A 20,881-nucleotide genomic window follows, 5' to 3' on the forward strand; every position below is an offset into this window, starting at 1 on the left:
AGGCAGAGCCTTACTTCATCTTCCGCTTGCGCGCTTCGATGATGACTTCGTAGGTCTCGTGGGAAACCGGGGCCATGCCCTTGATTTCACCGGCCATGAAGCTGTAGGCGCATTCCGGATCGAGGGAAGCGAGACCGGCGATCAGGCCCGTCACCTTCAGCTTGACGTCGGACGGCAGGTCCTTGCGGAGCACGACCGGGCCTTCCGGGATCACCTTGGACTTCCAGATCTGCACCAGCTGGGTCATGTCGACGAGACCGGCATCGGCAGCCTTGCGCAGGGCGCCGCTGTTGTAGCCTTCTTCCCACGCACCCAGGCCGTCGGCCCAGGTCACGCCGGCGTCGATGTCACCGTTGGCGACCGCAACGATGGTCTGCTCGTGACCGCCGGTGAAGACGACCTCACCGAAATACTTGCCGCTTTCCATCGGGAAACCGGCAGCCGGGATTTCGATGGACGGGATGAGATAGCCGGAGGTGGAGTTCGGATCGCCGAAACCGAACTTCTTGCCCTGCATGCCGTCGAGGGACGTGATGTTGCTGTCAACGCGGGCAAAGCCGATGGAGTGATAGCCCATGGAACCGTCGACATTGATCTTCACCAGGACCGGCTCAACAGCTTCCGGGTCCGTGATGTAGGTCTTGGCATAACCGGACGCACCGAGCCAGGCCATGTCCAGGTTGCGGCCGATCAGGCCTTCGATGACGCCGTTATAGTCGGCCGGCGCAAAGATCTTCGTCGGCACGCCGAGCAGCGCTTCGACCTTGCTCCGGACGCACTCGTTGGAGCGCATGCGGTCGGACTGGTTCTCACCGCCGAGCACGCCAATGCGGAACTCGGAAATCTTGTCTTCGGCATGGACGGAAGCGGCGCCAATCGCCGTCATGGCGACGGCCGCGGCCACCGCAAAATTGCGAACGAACTTCATCCCTAACTACTCCCTGGGTTGGAACTGCTGCCACGGAACATCGGCGGTAGCCGCATTCAGGCCGTGGCCGCATTCGCCTCAGCAACCCCGGCCCCCTGGCCCGGCACTGAGGGATTGGATTTGGCCCGCGCCGAAGCGCCGGCCGAAATGCTAGTCGAGGTCACCGCCTCGTTCAGGGCTTCGTCGGCCCCGTAGATCTCGCGCGCCGCTTCCGGGGTGAGTTCGTCGGCCGTGCCGTCGAACACCACACGGCCCTGGCGCATGCCGATGACCCGGTCGCAATAGCTGCGCGCGGTATCGAGCGTGTGCAGGTTGCACATCACGGTAATGCCGTCCCGGTCATGGATTTCCCGGAGCGAGCCCATGACCACCTCGGCGCTCAACGGATCGAGCGAGGCAATCGGCTCATCGGCGAGAATGATTTTCGGCTGCTGCATCAGGCCGCGGGCGATGGCCACGCGCTGCTGCTGCCCGCCGGACATGGTCTCCACCCGCTGCAGGGCCCGCTCGGCCAGGCCGAGACGGTCGAGCGCCGCCAGCGCATCGTCGATATCGCGCTGGGAGAAAATCTTGAACATGGAGCGCAGCGTGCCCTGCTGGTTCAGCCGGCCGAGCATCACGTTGGTGACGACATCAAGGCGCGGGACCAGATTGAACTGCTGGAAGATCATCGCGCAGTCCTTCTGCCAACGCCGCTTTGCGTTGCCTTTCAGATTGAGCACATCGGTGCCCTCGACGAAAATCTGTCCGGAACTGGCATTGGTGAGGCGGTTGAACAGCCGCAGGAAGGTCGACTTCCCGGCGCCGGAGCGGCCGATGACGCCGATCATCTGCGGCTTGTCCACCGTGAAGGTCACGGAATCGACCGCGACCATGGTGCCGAAAGCCTTGGTAACGTTTTTGAACTCGATCATGCCCACCCCTAAGCCTCGCGCCATGCGGCGCTGCAACGGCCGCCAACCGGTCACAGTCGTGACTGGCAACCCGGACAACACGGCTGGAGAAATCACACCGCGCGAGATCCGACTGCAGCGTTGGTATCAATCGTGCGGGTCGTTCTGGTGACGCTTTTGCTTCAGTTTCATGAAGCTGCGCCTTGGCAGGGTCGGATCAGTTTCTGGCGACCGACAGGGAGAGGCGTTTTTGATCAGCGGCGATGAAGGTTTCGTAGTCCGCGTGGGTGACGGCAAAGGTGCCGGTAACGGGCAAGCCGAGAGCCATTGCAAGGCAGTCCGGCGCTGTCTCGCCGAGAGAGGCGATCCGGTCGGTCACGATCTGCTTGATGTTTTCGGGGAGCGCCGTGCGCAGAACCACCGGGCCGTTCGGTATCAGCGGCGAGTGCCAGAATTCGGTAAATTGCGCATGCGAGGTAACCAGAAAGCGCTGCAATGGCCCGGCGCCTGGGGCAGAAGCGGAGCCGGCATCGGTGCGCCATGTCAGTGCTACATCGATTGCGCCACTTTCCAGCGCGGTGAATATGGCGTTATAGCCACCGCCGACGCGGACCGACGTCAGATCCCGTTCAATATTCAGCCCCGCGCGCGCGAGCGCGACGGAGGGCACAAAATAGCCCGGCAAGGAGCGCCGGTCAGCGAATCCGATGTTTTTGCCTTTCAGCTTTTCCAGTGCGTCGATGTCCGCATCCGGCCGGGTGAGCGCAACCGCGCGATATCCTTTGGACCCGCCTCGGCCGCGCATGGCCAACACCGGCTGCACCGCCCCCGGCTTCGTCCGCGAGAGCGCGCCGTAGGCCCGGGCAGAGAGGACAGCCAGATCGACCGCATCGGCGATCAGGGCCTGCCTCAGACCGTCGCCGGATGGCAGGGCCAGGATCTGTACCGGCGCCGCCAGGCTTTCCGCAAGATCGTGGGCCAGGCATTTCTGCGCGGCAAAATCGTCGGAGGTGGCCTTGCCGCCAAGAACGCCGATCCGGAGAACATCCGCCCCCGTTGCCGGCGCCGGGAACAGAAATCCGGCAAAAGCGGCAATGCATGTCGCCGCAATCACTGCACGCGCAAATGCCTGTCTCATCGCTCTATCCATTTTCGTTCCGAAGCCAGCCGCCTGCCGATCCCGGCATGCGGATTCCATCCAGCCTTTCGATGCACTCTAGACCAGGAGCTTGACCGTTTGATGACGCCCGGTGGATTGGCGCGTCAGACCGCGTTCCAGTCTTCCGTGGCCGCGATTTCGGCCTCGATGAAGCCAATGAAGGACCGGACCTTCCGGGACAGGTGGCGGTTGGCGAGATAGAGCAGGGAGACCGGCAGGCCGCGTTCCTCGAACGGCTCCAGCACAGCCTCGAGACGCCCGCTGCGCAGATCGTCCGCGACCACGTAGCTCGGCACGATTCCGATCCCCTCGCCGGACAGCAGCAGGGTCCGGACAGCCGGAGCGCTGTTCACCCGGACACGCGAGCGGACGGCCACCGTGAGATCTTCGCCGCCGTCGCGAAACGTCCACTGCACCGGACCCCGGCGATTGGTGTCGAAGATACAGCGATGGGACACGAGCTCAGCCGGGTGCGCGGGGCGCCCGGCCATGTCGAGATAGGATGGCGCCGCGCAGGCGATCAGGCGGATCTCGCCCAGACGCTTCGCGATCAGTCCGGAATCCTGAAGCACGCCGATACGCAGCGACAGATCGACCCCCTCGTCGATCAGCGACATATACCGGTCGCTCAGCCTGAGATCGACCGTCACGCCGGGATTGGCGGCCAGATACTTCCCGACCACCGTCATCAGATACATTTCGCCGAAAAGAACGGGGGCGGTCACAACAAGATTGCCACTGGGGGCGGCCCCCTCGTCCCGCATGACCGAGCGCAGCTCGTCGAAATCCTCTATCACCCGGTTGCAACGGGGCAGATAGGCCCGGCCGCTCTCCGTCAGCGTGACGACCCGCGTCGTCCGGTGCAGCAGCAGCACGCCAAGCGTGTCTTCGAGCGCGCGGATATTCTTGCTGACATTCTGGGCGCTGGTGCCAAGCCGCTCGGCGGCCTTTGAAAAGGATGTTGTCGCGGCTACGGCGGAGAACATCCGCATCTGCTCTATGGAATCCATATTAACAACATATCGTTTATATTCATTCAATCAATGAGGATCTTCTGGTTTATAATGAGTGCAATTAACTAAGTCGGACAGGCGGCGCGGTGTGCCGCCCTTTTCTCCAGACGAAAGGACGATCCGATGACCAACCAGAACACCGCGCCTTATGCCGCGCTTATCCTCCGCATCTCCCTCGGCGTGCTCTTCCTCGCCCATGGCGCCCTGAAGCTCTTCGTCTTCACCCCGGCCGGCACCGTCGGCTTTTTCGGCAGCCTCGGCCTGCCCGCCATCTTCGCCTATCTGACGATCCTTGCCGAAGTCGGCGGCGGTATCGCACTGATCGCCGGTTTTGCCACCCGGCTGGTCTCCATCGCCACTCTGCCGATCCTGCTCGGTGCCGTGTTCATGGTGCATGGCGCGAATGGCTGGCTCTACACCAACCCGAACGGCGGCTGGGAATTCCCGGCATTCTGGGCGGCTACCCTCGTGGTCCAGGCCCTGCTCGGTGACGGCGCCTACGCGGTCCGCACGCCGAAGATCCTGTCCCTGACGCCCGACAGCTTCGCCCGGCAGAGCTAGATCCATGACAAGCCTGCCCAGCCTCTTCCTGCCGCACGGCGCCCCCGACCTGCTGCTCAGCAACCACGTCTCGAAGGATTTCCTCGGGACGCTGGGCAGCCGGGTCGGGCGCCCGGCGGCGATCCTCATCGTCTCGGCCCACTGGGAAGCGGCACAGCCGACGCTGACCACGGCCGAGGCTCCCGAAACCGTGCATGACTTCGCCGGCTTTCCGGACGCGCTCTATCGCATCCGGTATCCGGCCCGGACCGCATCGGACCTGGTCGACTGGGTCGATGCGCTTCTGACAGATCAGGGGATCGCGGCCGCAAAGGACCCGGACCGCGGATACGATCACGGCACTTGGGCTCCGCTCTCGCTTGTCTATCCGGAGGCCGATATCCCCGTCGTGCAACTCTCGCTGGTGCGGGGCGGCACGGCGCGGCAGCATTTCGAGATCGGCCGTGCACTCGCTCCGCTGCGCGACCGGGATGTGCTCATCGTCGGCTCCGGCTCGGTCACCCACAATCTGCGGGAACTCGGCCCCGAGGGCGCGCCGCCCCCGGCCTGGGCTACGGCTTTCGACGACTGGGTGTCCCTTGCGGTCGAATGTGCGGACTGGGACAGCCTGCTGCGGTTCCCGGACGATCCGGAGACCGGCCGCCGGGCCCACCCGACGCCGGAACATTTCCTGCCGTTCTACGTGGCGGCAGGTGCCGGAATGCCGGAGCGCGGCACGAAGCTGCATTGCAGCTTCAGCCACGGCTCCATCAGCATGTCCGCCTATGCCTTCGGCGGCGAACTAGCCGCCGCCTAGACACATCGGACCTACGCTCGCCCGGCGGCCCGCTTCAGGGCCTTGCGGGCGAGCGACCAGCGATGCACCTCGGACGGGCCGTCATAGATCCGGAAGCCGCGTACCTCGCGGAAGATCCGCTCCACCGGCAGGTGGGCGCTGGTGCCGGCACCGCCGAGGATCTGCACCGCGTTATCGACGATGCGCCAGATCGCCTCGGAGCACTGCACCTTGGCCATGGAGCTTTCCTCCGCCGCGTTGTCACCCTGATCGAGCAGCCAGGCCGCCTGCATCAGGGACAGCCGCGCGGTGCGGATATCCATCTCGTTATCCGCCAGCATGAAGCCGACACCCTCATGCCTGCCCAGTTTCTGGCCGAAAACTTCCCGGCGGTTCGCATAGTCCAGCGCCGTATCGTGCGCCCGCCGGGCGGAACCGAGCCAGCGCATGCAGTGGGTAAGCCGTGCCGGGGCGAGCCGGACCTGGGCCTGCCTGAAGCCGCCGCCGGGCTCACCCAAAATATCGTCCTGATCGACCTTGAGATCCTCGAAGCGCATTTCCCAGTGCCCGCCGGCGAAGGAGCTGTCCAGCGTGTCCATCTGCTTTTCCAGATGGATACCCGCCCGGTCGCTCGGCACGATGAACATGGTCGCCCCGCCGTCCGCAGGGCCGCCCTCGATCTTCGCCATGATGATGACGAAGTCGGCACCCTCGGCTCCGGTGATGAACCATTTCCGTCCGTTGACCACATAGCCGTTGCCGTCCACCTTCGCCGTGGTGGCGAGCAGCGAGGGATCGGCGCCTGCGCCGTCCGGCTCGGTCATCGCGAAGCAGGAGCGCGCGCCCTTCGCCAGCGGGGCAAGGAACTGCTCCCGCTGCGCCGGGCTGGCCGCGACATCGAGCAAATGCGTGTTGCCCTCGTCCGGGGCGCCACAATGCAGGGCTGTCGGGCCGAGCAGGGAATAGCCCGCTTCCTCGAAGACGAAGGCCCGCTCCAGATGCCCGAGGCCGAGGCCACCGAATTCCTTCGGCGCATGCGGAGCGAACAGCCCGGACGCCTTGCCAAGATCCGTCAGCTCCGTGCGCAAGTCCTCCGTCGGACCGTGCCCGGTCCAGCGCGGGTCGCTCTCGAACGGGATCACTTTCTCGGCGATAAATCGGCGGGTCTTATCCGCCAGGTCGGCGATATGCAGCGGCGTCGAAAATTCCATGGCTCTTGTTCTTCCTTCCCGGACCGCCCTCGCGGCGGCGTGCTTGGGTAGGCAGAATAATCAGTTCTCCGAGCGCGTCCAGCGAGCGGCGTGCTAGCGGAACAGGCTGAGCACCACCTCGTTCGATCTGGCGGCCAGGGAGACACTCTGGATGGCGAGGTTTTCGCGCACCTGGGCAGCCGTCAGCTCGGCACTGTCACGCCCCAAGTCCGCGTCCACGATGTTGCCCAAACCTTCCAAATGCGCATCGACGAATTCCTGAGCGATGTCCCGGGCCTGGTCAATCTCACGCGATTTCGAGCCGTAATATCCAAGGGCATTGCCGATCTCGCGTTCGGCCGCATCGATCTGTCCGAGGGCCGAGGTGATGTTGTTCAGTTGCGGCGGGCGCAGCCCGATATCGGCGGCGAGCAGGGAACGGAACTGGATATCGACGACTTCCCCGTTCAGTCCCTTCAAAACCTCGAATTCACCCTGGGTCCCGCTCTGACCGGTCGGCGTCAGGGTGAAGGTGTAGTCGGTATCGACATTCGGTGACCCTGTCTTCTGGACGGTAAAATTCGCCGGGCCGCTCGCATCATATTGGAAGGTCAGGCTGCCGGCTGTGTTTGGCGGGTTCACCGCATCGGAATCGACGGTCGTTCCGTTATAAATGAGTCTGATTTGCCCGCCGCCCGTGCCTGTGGCGGTATAATCCACCTGCAGCAGGCCCGGCTGCGTGCCAAGCGCATGGGTGTTGCTGCCAGCGCCATTGAAGGAAAAGACCGTTCCCTGGTCCGCCGGTGGGGTAAATACCAGGTCGGCCTGATCGGTATTGATGAAGTTGGTGCCGTTGATGCTCGAGCCGTTCGCCATCAGATCGATCTGGTCGAGGATGGCGTTGATGTCCGCCTCGACGATCGGCTGGCGCGCGGCATCGACCGCGAAATAATCAACGAACTTGCCTTTCAGTGTCCCGAGCAGATCGGAGATGTTGGTCGCACCGGCCACGGCGACCTTGACCGCGCCGGACACATTGCCGAGCCCTTGGTTGACCGCCTGCCAGGCTCGCACCTCGGTGCGCACTCCCTGGGCAATGGAGAAATTGGAGGCATCCTCGAGCGCGCCGGCAACGCGCAATCCGGTCCCGACCCGTTTTGCATAGAGGTCGAGCGTGCGCTGGGCGCTTCCGTGATTTCTGACCGCGACATTTGCTGTCGCATTGGTCCGTAAGGTCAACATCGCAACACTTTCTATGTGCGAGAATTGGAGCAGAAGCGTTTTGCTTCTGTATTTAAGTGGATTTTTATATATATTTTGTTAAATGTCAATAAATAGCGGTTTCGTGCGCAAAAAACCCTCCTACAGAGTCACCGAAAATTGCAGTTCTTGACCACTCTCAGTGATCGGGAGAGGACCAAAAAAAGGCGGCCCGGAGGCCGCCTTTCTTTCGCCCAATATCTCACCGGATCACCCCGGCCCCTGCCGCATGTTGTCCGGCAGCCAGGTGGCGATTTCCGGGAACCAGATCAGCACGAACACCATCAGCACCATGATCATGAACATCGGAATCGCGCAGCGGGCGATGAAGCCCATCTCGTGCCGGGTCATGCCCTGCAGGACGAACAGGTTGAAGCCGATCGGCGGCGTGATCTGCGCCATCTCGACCACCACGACGATGAAGATGCCGAACCAGAGAAGGTCGATGCCGGCCTGCCGGATCATCGGCTCCACCACCGCCATGGTCAGCACCACCGAGGAGATGCCGTCAAGGAAGCAGCCGAGCACGATGTAGAAGACCAGCAGCGCCATCAACAGCTCGAACCGGCTGAGATTCATGTCGGCGATCAGGTTGGCAAGCCCACGCGGCAGGCCGGTGAAGCCCATCGCCAGGGACAGGAAGGACGCGCCGGCAAGGATCAGCGCGATCATGGCCGAGGTTCTGGTCGCCCCCATCAGGCTTTCCAGGAAGGTCTTCCAGCTCAGCGAGCCCTGGCTCGCCGCCAGGATGAGCGCGCCGATGACGCCGAACGCCGCCGCCTCGGTCGCCGTGGCGAAACCGAGATACATCGAGCCGATGACCACCGCGATCAGGCAGAAGACCGGGATCAGGAAGCGCGAGTTCTTTACCTTGTCGGCAAAGCTCATGTCCGGTTCCTCGTCCGGGTGATAGTCCTTCGAGACTTTCGAATAGATCGCGACATAGGCCATGAACATGGCCGCCAGAACGATGCCCGGAACGATGCCGGCAATGAACAGCTTGGTGATCGACTCGTTGATGGTCACGCCATAGACGATCAGGGTCAGCGAGGGCGGGATCATCAGGCCGAGCGTCGCCGCCCCGGCCAGCGTCCCGATCACCACCTTCTCCGGATAGTTCCGCTTGCGCAGCTCCGGGATCGACATCTTGCCGACCGTCGTCAGCGTGGCCGCCGAGGAGCCGGACACCGCCGCGAAGACGGTGCAACCGACGATATTTGTGTGGATCAGTCCGCCGGGCAGTTTCGCCAGCCAGGGCGCCAGCCCCTTGAACATGTCTTCCGACAGGCGCGTCCGGTACAGCACCTCGCCCATCCAGATGAACAGCGGCAGGGCGGCCAGCGTCCAGGACGAGGAATGGGTCCAGACGGTGGTGATCATGACGTCGCCCACCGGGCGCGTGGTGAACAGCTCCATGCCGACAAAGGCGACGCCGAGCAGGGCCAGCCCGATCCAGACGCCCGATCCCAGCAGCAGGAACAGGACGAACAGGAACAGGGCAATGATTCCGATATCTTCCATATGCCCTACTCCGCGTGGGATTCGACCGTCTCGTGCACGATCCGGTGACGGCCGGTAAAGACCATGTGAATGAGAAAATCGGTCAGGGAGATCGCCAGGATGACCGCGCCGATGACCATCCCGGTCTGCGGCATCCAGAGCAGGGTCATGTCCTGTCCCTGGCTGATATCCTTGAACTTCCAGGACCAGTAGACGAATTTCACCGCATACCAGACGAAGTACCAGCCGAGCGCCGTGCCGATGGCGAAGCACCAGATCTCCATTGCCCGGCGCATACCGGCGGGGACCACATTCAGCAGCATCGAGACCCGGATATGGGCGCCACGCTGCAGGGTGTGGGCGAAGGCGAAGAACGAGGCGGCGGCCATGCAATAGCCGACATATTCCGCGGCCCCCGGAAACACCTCACCGGTCCAGCGCGCCAGCATCTGCAGCACGATCAGGCTCAGGATGGCGATCAGGAACAAGGCGCCGAGCGCGCCGGCGGCGAGATAAAGCCGGTCCAGCCCAGCTCTGAGTTTTGCCAGAAAAACCATGAGATCTCCTCGGGAGGCGACACGATCCCGGGCCGGACGGGCCGGAACGGGGCGTCAGATCTGAGAACAGACCGGGGGCGGCGTCACGCCGCCCCCGGTCGCGTGTGAGGAGTTACTGCATCGCCTTGAAGGCGTCGACGATGGCCTTGCCTTCGGCACCGGCCGATTCCAGCCATTCGTTGGTCATGGTCTCGCCGATCGCCCGCAGCTCGGCCTTGAGGCCGTCATTTGCCGGTCCGACGGTCATGCCGCCGGCCTTCAGGCCGTTCATGGTGAACTGGGTGTATTCGACCGCACGCCAGGTACCGGCATATTCGGCCAGCTCTGCACAGCCGCGCAGGACGCCCTTCTTGGCATCGTCGAGACCGTTCCAGGCATCGCCGTTCACCATCACATAGTTGCGCGGCAGCCAGGCATCGACTTCGTAGAAGTGGGTCAGGCTCTCCCAGACCTTGCGGTCATAGCCGGTCGCGCCGGAAGAGATCATGGAGTCGGCAACGCCGGTGGCGAAGGCCTGGCTGATCTCGGCCGCCTCGATCTGCACCGGCAGCATGCCGGTCAGCTCTGCCAGCCGTGCGGTGGCACTGTTATAGGACCGGAACTTGATGCCCTTCATGTCGGCAACGGAGTTCACTTCCTTCTTGAAGTAGAGCCCCTGCGGCGGCCACGGAACGGCATAGAGCAGAACCAGATTCTGCTCCATCAGGACCTTTTCAAGGGTCGGCTTCGCCGCTTTCCAGAGCTTGGCCGCATCGTCGAACGACGTGGCCAGGAACGGGATCGAGTCAAAACCGAAAAGCGGGTTCTCGTTCTGGTGCGCGGACAGCAGCCGTTCGCCGATCGGCGCCTGGCCGGTCTGGACGGCACGCTTGATGTCGTTGCCCTTGAAGAGGGAGCCGGACGGATGCGTCACGATCTCGATGCCGCCGCCGGTACCGGTGGTCACGCATTTGGCGAATTCGGCGCCGGTGGCGGAGTGGAAGTTGGAGCCGGAATATGCCATCGGCATATCCCACTTTTCGGCCATGGCACCGGCAGAACCGGCAACCGCGAACGCCGCGGCGGCAATTGCAGTTGTTAGTTTCTTCATTTCAAGTCTCCCATTTTTGGCCCTGTTCGGCCAGTCATACTCCCCTCAGCCGGCGAAGCGTGAGGGCGAGTAACGCGTCAAGTCCATGTTCGGCTTTTTGCCGCCGATCAGTTGGGCAAGAATCCGCCCGGTTTTCGGCCCACCCGTCAGGCCGACATGCTGGTGCCCATAGCCGAGGAAAGCCCCCTTGGTGCCCGGAACTTCCCCGATGACCGGGATCGAGTCCGTCGTTGCCGGCCGGTGCCCCATCCATTCGGTCTCTTCGGTGAACGTCAGATCCGGCATCGCCTTGCGCACCGCACGGCGCAACAGCGCAAACGGCGCCTTGGACGGCCCTGCCTCGAGACCGCCGAACTCGACCACACCGGCCGCCCGGAGGCGGCCTTCCATCGGGGTCAGCACGAACTTGCCGGACGCAACCATGATCGGCGTCTTCGGCATCACCGACGGCTCCCAGAATTCAAGATGATAGCCGCGCTCGGATTCAAGCGGAATATTCAGCCCGAGCATTTTCGACAGTTTGCCGGACCAGGCGCCCATGGCGACCACGACGGCATCTCCCGCGATCGTCTCGCCGCCGGCGCGCACGCCGGTCGCCGCGCCACCCTCCCGGACGATATCGGTCACCTCGGCCTGCACCAGCTTGCCGCCCTCGGCCACGACATGGGCCGCGAGCGCCTTCACATAGGCGCCGGGATCGGAAATCCGGCCGTGATCCAGCACCCGGACGCCGAACCTGATGTCGGCGCTCAGGGCCGTTTCCTGCTCAAGCAGCGCGGCGCCTTCCAACTCCTCGAACCGGACACCGTGATCCCGCCTGATCGACCAGGCGAAGGCATCGCCCTCGAAATGCGCCCGGTCGTTATAGGCGACCATGTATTCCTGCGGCTTTATCCACTGCTCCGCGCCGGTGCCGGCGGCCAGCGCCTGATGGTCGGCCACGCTGTCGCCGATAATGTCGTGCAGGGCACTGGCGATCCGCCTGGTATCCGCCGCGTTCGCATGGCTCAGATATCTGACCAGCCAGGGCAGCAGTTTCGGCAGGTAGGACCAGCGCAGGAACAGCGGCTGGTCCGGGTTGAACAGCATCTTCGGCGCCTTGCCGAGCAGCCCCGGCCCGGTGACCGGAACGATGGAGCCGGAGGCCAGGAGCCCGGCATTGCCGTAACTCGTGCCGGCTGCCGGTCCTTCCCGGTCCACCAGGGTGACCTGGTGGCCGTCGCGCTGCAGCCAGATCGCGGTCGAGACGCCGACGATCCCGGCACCGACCACAATCACATGTTTCTTCCTATCGCTCACCTGCCCGCCCCCACGGTCGATCTGACCGCATAGTGCGCCAGCTTTTCATGATCCGGAAGTATTCCGAGACCGGGCGTGTCCGGAATTGTGACAACGCCGCCCTGGTTGGGGAATGCTTCGGTGAGGATGTCCTCCTTCAGGTAATATTGCGCGTGATAGAACTCGCAGCCGAGCCGGATTTCCGGCGTCGCCGCGATCATGTGCGCGCCGGCCAGATGGGCGATACCGCTCTCGAACATATCGCCGCCATAGGCCGACAATCCGGACGCCGCCGCCATGCGGGCGACCGTCTGCCCCCGGCGCAATCCACCGGCTTTCATGATCTTGATGGAAACCCCGTCGCAGATCCCTTCGGCAACGGCCCGGCTCATGTCCTCCGGGCCGAAGACGCTCTCGTCGGCCAGCAGCGGCACGTCGATGGCGGCGCGGATCTCGGCCATCAGGTCGAAATGGTGATAGGCCACCGGCTGCTCGATGAAGGTCGGCTCGAAGGTGGCGACATCACAGACTTTAGCGATAGCGCCCTCAATCGCGAGCCCCTGGTTGAAATCGACACGGATGTCCAGATTTGGCCAGTCGGAACGCAGCTTCTCCAGCCGCATGATGTCGAACGCGTGGTCCTTGAAGCCGGCCTTCAGCTTGACGATCCCGACACCGTCCCCCACCAGCCGCTCAACCAGCCGGAGATCCGCCTCGAAATCGGGATCCGCAAGCGAGACGGAGAGCGGGATCGTGTCCCGCGCCTTGCCGCCGAGCAGCGCCCAGACCGGCACGCCCGCGATCCGCCCGTTAAGATCGAGCAGCGCGCTTTCGAGCGCCGCCTTCGCTTCCGTGCAATGGGCCACCGCCTTGGCCGCGACCTCCATGATCGCCGCGATGTCGCCGACCCTTTTGCCGACCACATGCGGACGGATATAGCGGTCGAGCGCGGCGTAGCTGGCTTCGGGAGAGCCGGTGAAGACGGACCAGGGCGAAGCCTCGCCATAACCGACCGCGCCGCTTTCCGAGGTCAGCCGGACAACGACGATCTCGATTGCATGATCCACCGAGCCGATGCCGTGGTCGCGGCGGGAGACCACCGGCAAGGCGAGATGCCAGAGGTCGAGACCGGTGATCTTTTCGTCCGCGCGGAACATGATCAGGCAATCCATTCCGAGACCGGTGCCGCGGCTTCGTGCAGCGGCTGGGAGATAACGTCGACCAGGGTCGGCCCGTCATGCTCCAGCGCCTGCTTCATCACCGATCTGAATTCCGCCGGGTCCTCCACCGTCCAGGACTTCACGCCGAATGCCTCGGCGACGGCGGCATGGTTCGTGCGGCTGAAATCGACATTGTAGAAGCGCTTGCCAAAACCTGAATCCTGCCCGGCCTTGATCCAGCCGAAGACAGAGTTGGAAAAGACGATGCTCTTGATCGGCATTTTCTCGCGCACGATGGTCTCGAACTCGCCGCAGCAGAAGTTGAAGGAGCCGTCGCCCATGACCGCGAGGGTCTGGGAGGACGGGCGGCCGATATAGGCCCCCATCGCGGCGGCAAGCGAATAGCCGAGTGCACCGTGCGCCCGGTTGGTGATGAAATGCCGGCCGGCCCGGGGCCAGCGGTAATGCGCCGAGAAATACGGGCATGGCGTGCCCGGATCGGCAACGATTGTGGCATCGTCATCCAGCAGGTCCATCAGGTCCGCGATCACCCGTTCCGGCCGGATCGGCCGCTCCGACGTCGTCGCCAGGGGCAGGAAATTCTTCAGCTTGCCTTCCCAGGCCAACGCGGCACGGGCCTTGCCGCTCTGCATGGTGCGATCGGCGATCGCCTCGACTTCCACGTTCAGCGCCTCGAGCGCCAGCCGCGCGTCAGAAACAATGGAAACGGCGGTGTTGTAGTTGGCACCGATCACCATCGGGTCGCTGTCGATATGGATGATGGTCTTGTCCTGGGCGGGCGAGCGCCAGCGTTCCGTGGTCACGGACCCGGCCCGGCAACCGATGAAAAGGATCACATCCGCCTCGTCCGTCACCGCCCGCGCGCTCGGCACGCCGCCATTGGAGCCGACAACGCCGACCGCGTTCGGATCGGTCTCCGCAATGGCGCCCTGGCCGGAAACGCTTGTGGCGACCGGCAGATCGAGCAGTGCAGCCAGCCGGCCAAGGGCTTCGGTCGCCCCGGCGATCACCGGTCCGCCGCCGCAGACGGCCACGGCGGATTTCGCACCGGCCAGAATCCTAGCTGCTTCCTTCACCGCCGCCATGTCCGGGCCGGACGGTTCCGCCGGATAGGTCCGGTGCCCCGGGTCGGCCCAGATCTCCGCATCCTCCACGGCGCCCTTCTGGGTATCGAACGGCAGCGCCAGATGAACGGCACCCGGACGGCCCGTCGTCATCGCCCGGAAGGCGGTGCGCATCATCGCCGGCAGACGCGAAGCGTCGTCCAGCGAGGTGTTCCACTTGGTCAGCGGCCGGAACATCGCGACCTGGTCTAGCTCTGTCAGCGGATAGCGTCCCCGCGCCGTCGTCGAGACGTCGGTGGTGATCGCCATGATCGGCACCGAGCTCTCATTTGCTTCGACCACGCCGGGAAGAATATAGGTCGCCCCGCCGCCGGACGGCCCCTCGCAGACACCGGGACGGCCGGTCACGCGGGCATAGGCGTCGGCCATATAGCCGGCATGACGCTCATCGCGGGTCAGGATGTGCTTGATCCCGTGATCGAGCCGGGCCATCGCGTCATAGAAGGGCAGCGTGGTGTCGCCGCAGAGCCCGAATATGTGCTTCACACCATGGGCTTCAAGCATACGGACCATGGCTTCCGCGCCGGTCATCCGGTTGCCCATCGACTTATCCATTGTATCACTTTCCTCGGGTGGCGCGCGGAATGCGCTGGTGGAGATTGCTTGAACACAGTACTGTATACAGGCCTGCATGTTGTAAAAGGGCGGCGCCGGAGTCAAGGCGCATCGGCAAGAAACTGTTCGGATGAAACACCATGAGTGAAGGCCGGGTCGAAGAGGCCTACATGCGGCTGAAGGAACGGGCGGTGAATTTCCAGTTCCGGCCGGGAGAGCGGATTAACGAGATCGGGATTTCGCGCGAACTGTCCGTCAGCCGGACCCCTCTGCGCGAGGCGCTGAACCGTCTCGTCACGGAACAACTGATCGATTTCAAACCCGGACTTGGCTTCTTCTGCCGGGAGCTGGATGCGCGCTCGGTCTATGAGCTGTACGAGCTGCGCGAGATCCTCGAGCTGGCCGCCGTCCGCAAGGCCTGCGAGAGCGCCAGCGATGCGGACCTGAAGGCCCTGAGCAACGATCTTCACGCCAACGGCCTGATCTATGCGGGCAAGACCGTGCGCGAGATGACCGAGCGGGACGAGGCGTTCCATGTCGCCATCGCCGAACTCTCCGGCAACCACGAACTCGCCCGCCATCTCGGGCAGATCAACCAGCGGATCCGCTTTATCCGCTGGCTCGACATGGCCAGCCGGGTGAAGGAGACCAAGGGCGAGCACAAGGCAATCATGGAGGCCCTGCTGGCCCGCGACGCGGACCGGGCCGCCTGGATCCTCGGCAAGCATATCCGCCGCCGGATGGACCAGATCGTCGCCTCGGTGAAGGAAAGCTTCTCGAATATCTACATGGCCGGCCCGGAAGAGCTGTTCGACCGGCTGTTCGAACCCCAGGAAGATTGAAGATCAGGAGACCGGAGATGAAAGTACGCGGCGGGAAGGCAATCTATGGCGCCTCTGTCGGCATCCTCATGCTGGAGGCGCAATTCCCGCGCATTCCGGGCGACATGGGCAACGCGACCACCTGGGATTTCCCGGTGCATTACCGCGTCGTTCGCGACGCCTCTCCGGACCGGGTGGTGCGGCGCGGCGCCGAGGGCCTGCTGGACAACTTCATCGACGCCGCCCGGGGCCTGGTTGCCGACGGTGTTGACGGCATCACCACCAATTGCGGCTTTCTCTCTCTGTTTCAGGAAGAGCTGGCCAGCGCAGTCGGCGTTCCCGTCGCCACCTCGTCGCTGATGCAGGTGGACATGGTGAACCGGCTGCTGCCCGCCGGAAAGCGGGCCGGCGTGCTCACCATCTCCGCCTCGAGCCTGACGGACGCGCACCTTGAGAAAGCCCGTGTTCCCGAAGGTACGCCGATCGGCAGCACCGAGGGCGGCCGGGAATTCACCCGAGCCATCCTGAATAACGAACTCGAACTCGATGTCGCGGCCGCGCGCGAGGACAATGTCGAGGCCGCGCTGAACATGCAGAAGGACCATCCTGAAATTGGCGCGCTCGTTCTCGAATGCACCAACATGCTGCCCTATGCCGCCGACATCAGGGACGCCACCGGCCTGCCCGTCTATTCCATGCTGAGCTTTGTCTCCTGGTTCCAGTCCGGCCTCGTCCCCCGCCGGTTCTGAGGCCCCTATTCCACTTCGCGGGAGACTTGCGCGTAGGAGATGAAGCCGAACAGAACCGTGCCGCCGATAATGTTTCCGATCAGCGCGGGTATGATGAAGCCGAAGATGGCGGGGCCGATTGCCAAGCCTCCGGTCAGGACAAGAGCCGCGATCTCGACAGTCCCCGCGACCACATGGGCGAAGCCGCAGAGCGCGACGATATAGGTCACAATGAAAATGGCCAACAACTGACCACTCCGCATGTTCGCCAGCGCCCAGACCATCGAGGCGATCAGGAATCCGGCCCCGATGCCTTTCACCGCCGTCACCACGAAGCCGTCATGGGCAACGTGACGCCCCAGCTCCAGGATCTCTCCACGGGCGGTCTCCGGAAGCGCCGGTGTCAACATGACGAAGGCAGCGAACAGGCTTGCGCCAACCAGATTCGCGGCCAGCACGACCGACCAGTTCCGGGTCAGCGCGAGCAGATTTTTGCGGGTCGGTTCCTTGCAAATGGGCAGAACCGGTGTGATCGTATTCTCGGTGAAAAGCTGCAGCCGGCCGAGAACAACAATAATAAATCCAACCGTATACCCCATATTGCCAACAAGCGGAGCCCAATCGGCATCCCCCGGCAAATGTCCGGCGAGGACCGCTTCAGCAACGACGGAAAACCCGAGCGCAAGGCCCGCTGCCAACCCGGACCAGGCAAGCGATACCGCCGGTCGGCGCAACTCTTCGAGACCGCTCTCGCTGACGACCTTGAAGGTTTCTCCAGACGTCAACGGACGATGCTCGTCCACTCTCTCCGCCGAATCCGACTTGCTCTTCATCTCTGCCTTCCCTCCGGGTTGTTGGCCGTCCGAAAGAGAAAACTGTCCGACCCGGTAAAAGTTCCCGACCGGCGATAGCTTTTTCCGCCTTTCGGAAAGAGGCCGGCATGGAGTGCCGGGAGCGTACGAACGCGCGAAGGCCGGCCCGCGATCGGGCCGGCCTTCGCCGTAAAGTCTTTATCGGTGCTTTCAGGCAGCGGCGCGTTCGGCCGCCGTTTCCGTCTCAGTCTCGACCAGAGCCGCATGCAGCGCCGTGATGGCCGTCTCGAACTGGCCTTCTTCCATGATGAACATCATGTCCACCTTGCGGGACAGGCGGTGCACGCCGAGCAGCTCGATACCCGCTTCCGTCAGCGCCAGCAGCGCGGTTGCGTCAAGTCCGGGTACGGACATGTCGCTGCCGATGGCAGAGACGATGGCGACGTTCCGGGTGGAGATTTCCGCCGTCGGGAAGGCCTCGCCGAGATCCGCGATCACCCGCTTCACCGCCTTGCGCGAGCCGGCCAGGAAGTGCGTGATGGTATTGGCGTTCGAGCTCTTGGTGACAATGCGAACATTGTGCCGCTTCAGCGCCTCCAGGATCCCGGTGTCGTAGCCTTTGACACCGACCATTTCCTGCTCGAAGAATTCCAGCGCATGCACGTCCTTCAGACCGGTAACGATCTCGACGCGCGGCTCTTCGGAAACGTAGTCGCCCTCGAACATGGTGCCCGGATCGGCCGGGTCGAACGTGTTCCGGACCCGCAGCGGGATACCCGCCTGGCGCAGCCCCTTGGCCGCGTTCGGATGCACGGCTTCCATGCCCATGTTGGAGAGCTGGTCCGCCACGTCGTAATTCGTGTGGCCGATGGTCCGGACCTTGTCCTCGCCGACCAGCTTCGGATCGGCGCTGGACAGGTGGAATTCCTTGTGGATCACGGCTTCCCTTGCTTCCGTGACAACGGCAAGGCGGGAGAATGTCACCTCGGTATAGCCACGGTCGAACCGGCGCACCATGCCTTCGCGGCAATGGGCATAGCCCGTCACGATCGGCAACTCGCGAGTAAAGTCGATGTCTTCGAGCGCGCCGGAGATCCGCTCGTCCAGCGTCGGGTCGCTTTCGTCCCGCCAGCCGGTCAGGTCGACGAAAACGGCATTGATGCCGTTATCCTTCAGCAGCAGGGTCGTATTGAAAGCGCTGTGCGCTTCGCCGAGCCCGGCCAGCATTTCCCGCACCGTCTCCATATGGTGGTCCAGCCGGAAATGGCCGTGGGTGCATAGCCGCTGCAGATCGAGCAGGCAGTTACGCACGCCCTCGACCCGGTCGCGCACGAAACCATCGGCAAGACGGCGCGAGGCCGGATCGGCCAGCACATCCGCATTCTTGGCGATCATTTCGTCGGCAAGCTCGGTCAGGGAATCGCCCCAGGCCCAGTCGGACTCGGAACCCGCATAATGCGCGAAAACGCCAGGCGCTCCGGTTTTCTTGTATTCCAGCAACCGGTCGGTCATCCCGGCATAGGCCGAGACCACGAAGATGCGGTTATAGGGATCCGCATCCGCGTGGCTGCGCAGAAAGACGTTTTTCAGGACCACGTCGGTGTTGGCAATCGACGTGCCGCCGATCTTCTCCACCGTGTGGTGCGGCTCGATTGGCTCTAACATACTATCTCCAGAGGAGTTGCGTCTGCGATGCGGCGCGGCCCGATCAGGCCGCGTCCTCGACATCGGCAGCATAGGCACCGGTCTCGTCATGCACTTCCCGGCCGGATACCGGCGGGTTGAAGCAGCAGGCCACGACCATGCCTTCCGGGCCGCCCCTCAGGACATGCCGGTCATGCAGGTTCAGCGCGTACATGGTGCCGACCTTGATCTCATGGGTCTCGTCCTTGGCCAGATCGGTGATGGACCCGCCGCCGGAGACGCAATAGACGGACTCGAAATGGTTCTTGTATTCGAACGTGTGCTCGCTGTTCGGGAAGATGGTGGTGATGTGGAAGCTGAAGCCCATCTTGTCGTCCTTCAGCAGCATGCGCACGCTTTCCCAGCCCTCCGTCACAACATGGCGGTCGGTATCGCGGCACTCATCGTAGGAACGAACAATCATCTTTAACTCTCGTATCTTGAAGTGAATTGAAATGCGTTTCGGGTCTTAGGCCGCGGCGGAAAGCCGGGCCTTGACCACAGTAGCGGCAGCCTTTGCCATGATGTCGAGACCGCGCTCGAACAGGCCGACCTCGATGGTCAGCGGCGCCAGCACCTTGACCACTTCGCCATGGGCGCCGGAGGTCTCGATGATCAGGCCGTTCTCGAAACATTCGCGGCAGATCTCGTCCGCCATCTCGCCGGAGCCGACATCGACGCCGCGGAACATGCCGCGGCCCTTGAGCTTGCCGCCGGTCTTCATGGCGATTTCCTTCAGACGGCCTTCCAGCAGTTCAGCTTTCGCCTCGACCTTCTGGGAGAAGCTGGCATCGGACCAGAATTTCTCCAGCGACACGCGCGCCGTGACGAAGGCGTGGTTGTTGCCCCGGAAGGTGCCGTTATGCTCGGCCGGCGACCAGATATCGAGTTCCGGGCGCAGCAGCGTCATGGCAAAGGGCAGGCCCATGCCGGACAGCGATTTCGCCATGGTCACGATGTCCGGGGCGATGCCCATCTTCTCGAAGGAGAAGAAGGTGCCCGTCCGGCCGCATCCGGCCTGGATATCGTCGATAATCAGCAGCGAGCCCAGCTCGCGTGCCAGCCGTTCGACGCCCTGCAGCCACTCGGCGCTGGCATCGTTCAAGCCACCCTCGCCCTGAACCGTTTCAAGGATGAAGGCCGCCGGCGCCTCGAAGCCGCTGGACGGATTACGGTACATTCCCTCAAGCACCTTGAGGGAGTCGATGTCCTTGCCGAGCGCGCCTTCGTACGGCATGCGGTCGACACCATCGAGCGGACGGGACGCGCCCTTGCGGTGATAGCCGTTGCCGGTACAGGCCAGCGCACCAAGCGTCACACCGTGAAAGCCGTTGGTGAAAGCAACAATCCGGTCGCGCCCTGTGACCTTGCGTGCCAGCTTCAACGCCGCTTCCACAGCGTTGGCGCCGGTCGGGCCGGTGAATTGCAGACGGTAATCCATCTCGCGCGGCTGCAGGATGATCCGGTCGAACGCTTCCAGAAAGGCGCCCTTGGCTTCGGTATGGAAATCCAGGCCATGGGTGATGCCGTCACTGGTGATGTAATCGACCAGCGCCTGCTTCATGTCCTCGTCATTATGGCCGTAATTCAGCGACGAGCAGCCGGCCAGGAAGTCGATATAGGTCTTGCCGTCCGCACCGGTGATCTCCGCGCCGGAGGCGCTGGTGAAGCTGACCGGAAAGCTGCGGCAATAGCTGCGCACGTTCGATTCGACATTCTCGTAAACGGAAAGATCGTTCGTCATTTTCGGCTCCTTGTGGCCTGATTCTTCTT

20 protein-coding genes are annotated in these 20,881 nt (G+C 63.4%); 4 read left to right on the top strand and 16 right to left on the bottom strand.

Translation table 11 applies throughout. The features are described 5' to 3' along the window. Nucleotides 1-10: 10 nt before the first annotated feature. The 4 genes from phnD to RH950_RS20825 form a co-directional block, all read right to left on the bottom strand. Nucleotides 11-928 (bottom strand): phosphonate ABC transporter substrate-binding protein, encoded by a 918-nt coding sequence (gene phnD / locus RH950_RS20810; RefSeq protein ID WP_350059671.1) that lies wholly within the window; start codon nucleotides 926-928, stop codon nucleotides 11-13. Between the two features lie 56 nt (nucleotides 929-984). Then, nucleotides 985-1,842, bottom strand: a complete 858-nt coding sequence (phnC, locus tag RH950_RS20815) for a phosphonate ABC transporter ATP-binding protein (RefSeq protein WP_350059672.1) — start codon at nucleotides 1,840-1,842, stop codon at nucleotides 985-987. A 196-nt stretch (nucleotides 1,843-2,038) separates the two neighbouring features. After that, nucleotides 2,039-2,959, bottom strand: coding sequence for a phosphate/phosphite/phosphonate ABC transporter substrate-binding protein (locus RH950_RS20820; RefSeq protein ID WP_350059673.1), 921 nt, complete (start codon nucleotides 2,957-2,959; stop codon nucleotides 2,039-2,041). A gap of 125 nt (nucleotides 2,960-3,084) precedes the next feature. Next, nucleotides 3,085-3,990 carry a LysR family transcriptional regulator gene (locus RH950_RS20825; protein WP_350059674.1) on the bottom strand — a complete coding sequence of 302 codons (906 nt, stop codon included), beginning with the start codon at nucleotides 3,988-3,990 and terminating at the stop codon, nucleotides 3,085-3,087. A gap of 126 nt (nucleotides 3,991-4,116) precedes the next feature. Between RH950_RS20825 and RH950_RS20830 the strand changes: the two genes are divergently transcribed. Further along, complete coding sequence (locus RH950_RS20830; protein WP_350059675.1) at nucleotides 4,117-4,554, top strand: DoxX family protein; 438 nt, start codon at nucleotides 4,117-4,119, stop codon at nucleotides 4,552-4,554. A 4-nt stretch (nucleotides 4,555-4,558) separates the two neighbouring features. Beyond that, entirely contained in the window at nucleotides 4,559-5,350 is a 792-nt protein-coding gene (locus tag RH950_RS20835; protein WP_350059676.1) for a DODA-type extradiol aromatic ring-opening family dioxygenase, read from the top strand. 11 nt (nucleotides 5,351-5,361) lie between these two features. Here the strand turns inward: RH950_RS20835 and RH950_RS20840 are convergent, their stop codons facing one another. From RH950_RS20840 to RH950_RS20875, 8 genes are all read right to left on the bottom strand, one after another. Further along, nucleotides 5,362-6,540 carry an acyl-CoA dehydrogenase family protein gene (locus RH950_RS20840; RefSeq protein WP_350059677.1) on the bottom strand — a complete coding sequence of 393 codons (1,179 nt, stop codon included), beginning with the start codon at nucleotides 6,538-6,540 and terminating at the stop codon, nucleotides 5,362-5,364. A 93-nt stretch (nucleotides 6,541-6,633) separates the two neighbouring features. Then, nucleotides 6,634-7,761: a flagellin N-terminal helical domain-containing protein gene (locus RH950_RS20845; protein WP_350059678.1), complete on the bottom strand. Its 1,128-nt coding sequence runs from the start codon at nucleotides 7,759-7,761 to the stop codon at nucleotides 6,634-6,636. A gap of 228 nt (nucleotides 7,762-7,989) precedes the next feature. Continuing rightward, nucleotides 7,990-9,300 (bottom strand): TRAP transporter large permease, encoded by a 1,311-nt coding sequence (locus tag RH950_RS20850; protein ID WP_350059679.1) that lies wholly within the window; start codon nucleotides 9,298-9,300, stop codon nucleotides 7,990-7,992. A 5-nt stretch (nucleotides 9,301-9,305) separates the two neighbouring features. Continuing rightward, complete coding sequence (locus RH950_RS20855; protein WP_350059680.1) at nucleotides 9,306-9,836, bottom strand: TRAP transporter small permease; 531 nt, start codon at nucleotides 9,834-9,836, stop codon at nucleotides 9,306-9,308. Nucleotides 9,837-9,948: 112 nt separating this feature from the next. After that, complete coding sequence (locus RH950_RS20860) at nucleotides 9,949-10,926, bottom strand: TRAP transporter substrate-binding protein (RefSeq protein WP_350059681.1); 978 nt, start codon at nucleotides 10,924-10,926, stop codon at nucleotides 9,949-9,951. Between the two features lie 45 nt (nucleotides 10,927-10,971). Beyond that, complete coding sequence (locus tag RH950_RS20865; protein ID WP_350059682.1) at nucleotides 10,972-12,225, bottom strand: NAD(P)/FAD-dependent oxidoreductase; 1,254 nt, start codon at nucleotides 12,223-12,225, stop codon at nucleotides 10,972-10,974. Then, on the bottom strand, nucleotides 12,222-13,361 hold the full coding sequence (locus RH950_RS20870; protein WP_350059683.1) for an enolase C-terminal domain-like protein: 1,140 nt from the start codon (nucleotides 13,359-13,361) through the stop codon (nucleotides 12,222-12,224). The genes RH950_RS20865 and RH950_RS20870 overlap by 4 nt, the downstream gene beginning before the upstream one ends. Before the next feature lie 2 nt (nucleotides 13,362-13,363). Further along, nucleotides 13,364-15,064: a thiamine pyrophosphate-binding protein gene (locus RH950_RS20875; RefSeq protein ID WP_350059684.1), complete on the bottom strand. Its 1,701-nt coding sequence runs from the start codon at nucleotides 15,062-15,064 to the stop codon at nucleotides 13,364-13,366. A 140-nt stretch (nucleotides 15,065-15,204) separates the two neighbouring features. Here RH950_RS20875 and RH950_RS20880 point away from each other — a divergent pair, with 140 nt between their 5' ends. Together RH950_RS20880 and RH950_RS20885 are read left to right on the top strand one after the other, a co-directional pair. Then, the gene (locus RH950_RS20880; protein WP_350059685.1) at nucleotides 15,205-15,906 is read left to right on the top strand and encodes a GntR family transcriptional regulator; all 702 of its coding nucleotides are present in this window, start codon (nucleotides 15,205-15,207) and stop codon (nucleotides 15,904-15,906) included. Nucleotides 15,907-15,923: 17 nt separating this feature from the next. Beyond that, nucleotides 15,924-16,634, top strand: coding sequence for an aspartate/glutamate racemase family protein (locus RH950_RS20885; RefSeq protein WP_350059686.1), 711 nt, complete (start codon nucleotides 15,924-15,926; stop codon nucleotides 16,632-16,634). Nucleotides 16,635-16,639: 5 nt separating this feature from the next. Here RH950_RS20885 and RH950_RS20890 read toward each other — a convergent pair whose 3' ends face one another. The 4 genes from RH950_RS20890 to ectB all read right to left on the bottom strand — a co-directional run bounded on the left by RH950_RS20890 (nucleotide 16,640) and on the right by ectB (nucleotide 20,852). Then, complete coding sequence (locus tag RH950_RS20890) at nucleotides 16,640-17,446, bottom strand: formate/nitrite transporter family protein (protein WP_350059687.1); 807 nt, start codon at nucleotides 17,444-17,446, stop codon at nucleotides 16,640-16,642. A gap of 189 nt (nucleotides 17,447-17,635) precedes the next feature. Continuing rightward, nucleotides 17,636-19,090, bottom strand: a complete 1,455-nt coding sequence (locus RH950_RS20895) for an aspartate kinase (protein WP_350059688.1) — start codon at nucleotides 19,088-19,090, stop codon at nucleotides 17,636-17,638. Nucleotides 19,091-19,133: 43 nt separating this feature from the next. Continuing rightward, entirely contained in the window at nucleotides 19,134-19,532 is a 399-nt protein-coding gene (locus RH950_RS20900) for an ectoine synthase (protein WP_350059689.1), read from the bottom strand. Nucleotides 19,533-19,577: 45 nt separating this feature from the next. Beyond that, nucleotides 19,578-20,852 carry a diaminobutyrate--2-oxoglutarate transaminase gene (gene ectB / locus RH950_RS20905; protein ID WP_350059690.1) on the bottom strand — a complete coding sequence of 425 codons (1,275 nt, stop codon included), beginning with the start codon at nucleotides 20,850-20,852 and terminating at the stop codon, nucleotides 19,578-19,580. Between the last annotated feature and the right edge of the window lie 29 nt (nucleotides 20,853-20,881).

It is taken from the genome of Nisaea sp. (genome assembly GCF_040217065.1).
Classification (GTDB): Bacteria; Pseudomonadota; Alphaproteobacteria; order Thalassobaculales; family Thalassobaculaceae; genus Nisaea.

Coding starts and splice junctions, on each gene's coding strand:
- RH950_RS20875 (WP_350059684.1), bottom strand. CDS start 15,064: ATGGATAAGTCGATGGGCAACCGGATGACCGGCGCGGAAGCCATGGTC.
- RH950_RS20830 (WP_350059675.1), top strand. CDS start 4,117: ATGACCAACCAGAACACCGCGCCTTATGCCGCGCTTATCCTCCGCATC.
- RH950_RS20885 (WP_350059686.1), top strand. CDS start 15,924: ATGAAAGTACGCGGCGGGAAGGCAATCTATGGCGCCTCTGTCGGCATC.
- phnC (WP_350059672.1), bottom strand. CDS start 1,842: ATGATCGAGTTCAAAAACGTTACCAAGGCTTTCGGCACCATGGTCGCG.
- RH950_RS20845 (WP_350059678.1), bottom strand. CDS start 7,761: ATGTTGACCTTACGGACCAATGCGACAGCAAATGTCGCGGTCAGAAAT.
- RH950_RS20820 (WP_350059673.1), bottom strand. CDS start 2,959: ATGAGACAGGCATTTGCGCGTGCAGTGATTGCGGCGACATGCATTGCC.
- RH950_RS20835 (WP_350059676.1), top strand. CDS start 4,559: ATGACAAGCCTGCCCAGCCTCTTCCTGCCGCACGGCGCCCCCGACCTG.
- RH950_RS20855 (WP_350059680.1), bottom strand. CDS start 9,836: ATGGTTTTTCTGGCAAAACTCAGAGCTGGGCTGGACCGGCTTTATCTC.
- RH950_RS20890 (WP_350059687.1), bottom strand. CDS start 17,446: ATGAAGAGCAAGTCGGATTCGGCGGAGAGAGTGGACGAGCATCGTCCG.
- phnD (WP_350059671.1), bottom strand. CDS start 928: ATGAAGTTCGTTCGCAATTTTGCGGTGGCCGCGGCCGTCGCCATGACG.
- RH950_RS20900 (WP_350059689.1), bottom strand. CDS start 19,532: ATGATTGTTCGTTCCTACGATGAGTGCCGCGATACCGACCGCCATGTT.
- RH950_RS20870 (WP_350059683.1), bottom strand. CDS start 13,361: ATGTTCCGCGCGGACGAAAAGATCACCGGTCTCGACCTCTGGCATCTC.
- RH950_RS20850 (WP_350059679.1), bottom strand. CDS start 9,300: ATGGAAGATATCGGAATCATTGCCCTGTTCCTGTTCGTCCTGTTCCTG.
- RH950_RS20825 (WP_350059674.1), bottom strand. CDS start 3,990: ATGGATTCCATAGAGCAGATGCGGATGTTCTCCGCCGTAGCCGCGACA.
- RH950_RS20895 (WP_350059688.1), bottom strand. CDS start 19,090: ATGTTAGAGCCAATCGAGCCGCACCACACGGTGGAGAAGATCGGCGGC.
- RH950_RS20860 (WP_350059681.1), bottom strand. CDS start 10,926: ATGAAGAAACTAACAACTGCAATTGCCGCCGCGGCGTTCGCGGTTGCC.
- ectB (WP_350059690.1), bottom strand. CDS start 20,852: ATGACGAACGATCTTTCCGTTTACGAGAATGTCGAATCGAACGTGCGC.
- RH950_RS20880 (WP_350059685.1), top strand. CDS start 15,205: ATGAGTGAAGGCCGGGTCGAAGAGGCCTACATGCGGCTGAAGGAACGG.
- RH950_RS20840 (WP_350059677.1), bottom strand. CDS start 6,540: ATGGAATTTTCGACGCCGCTGCATATCGCCGACCTGGCGGATAAGACC.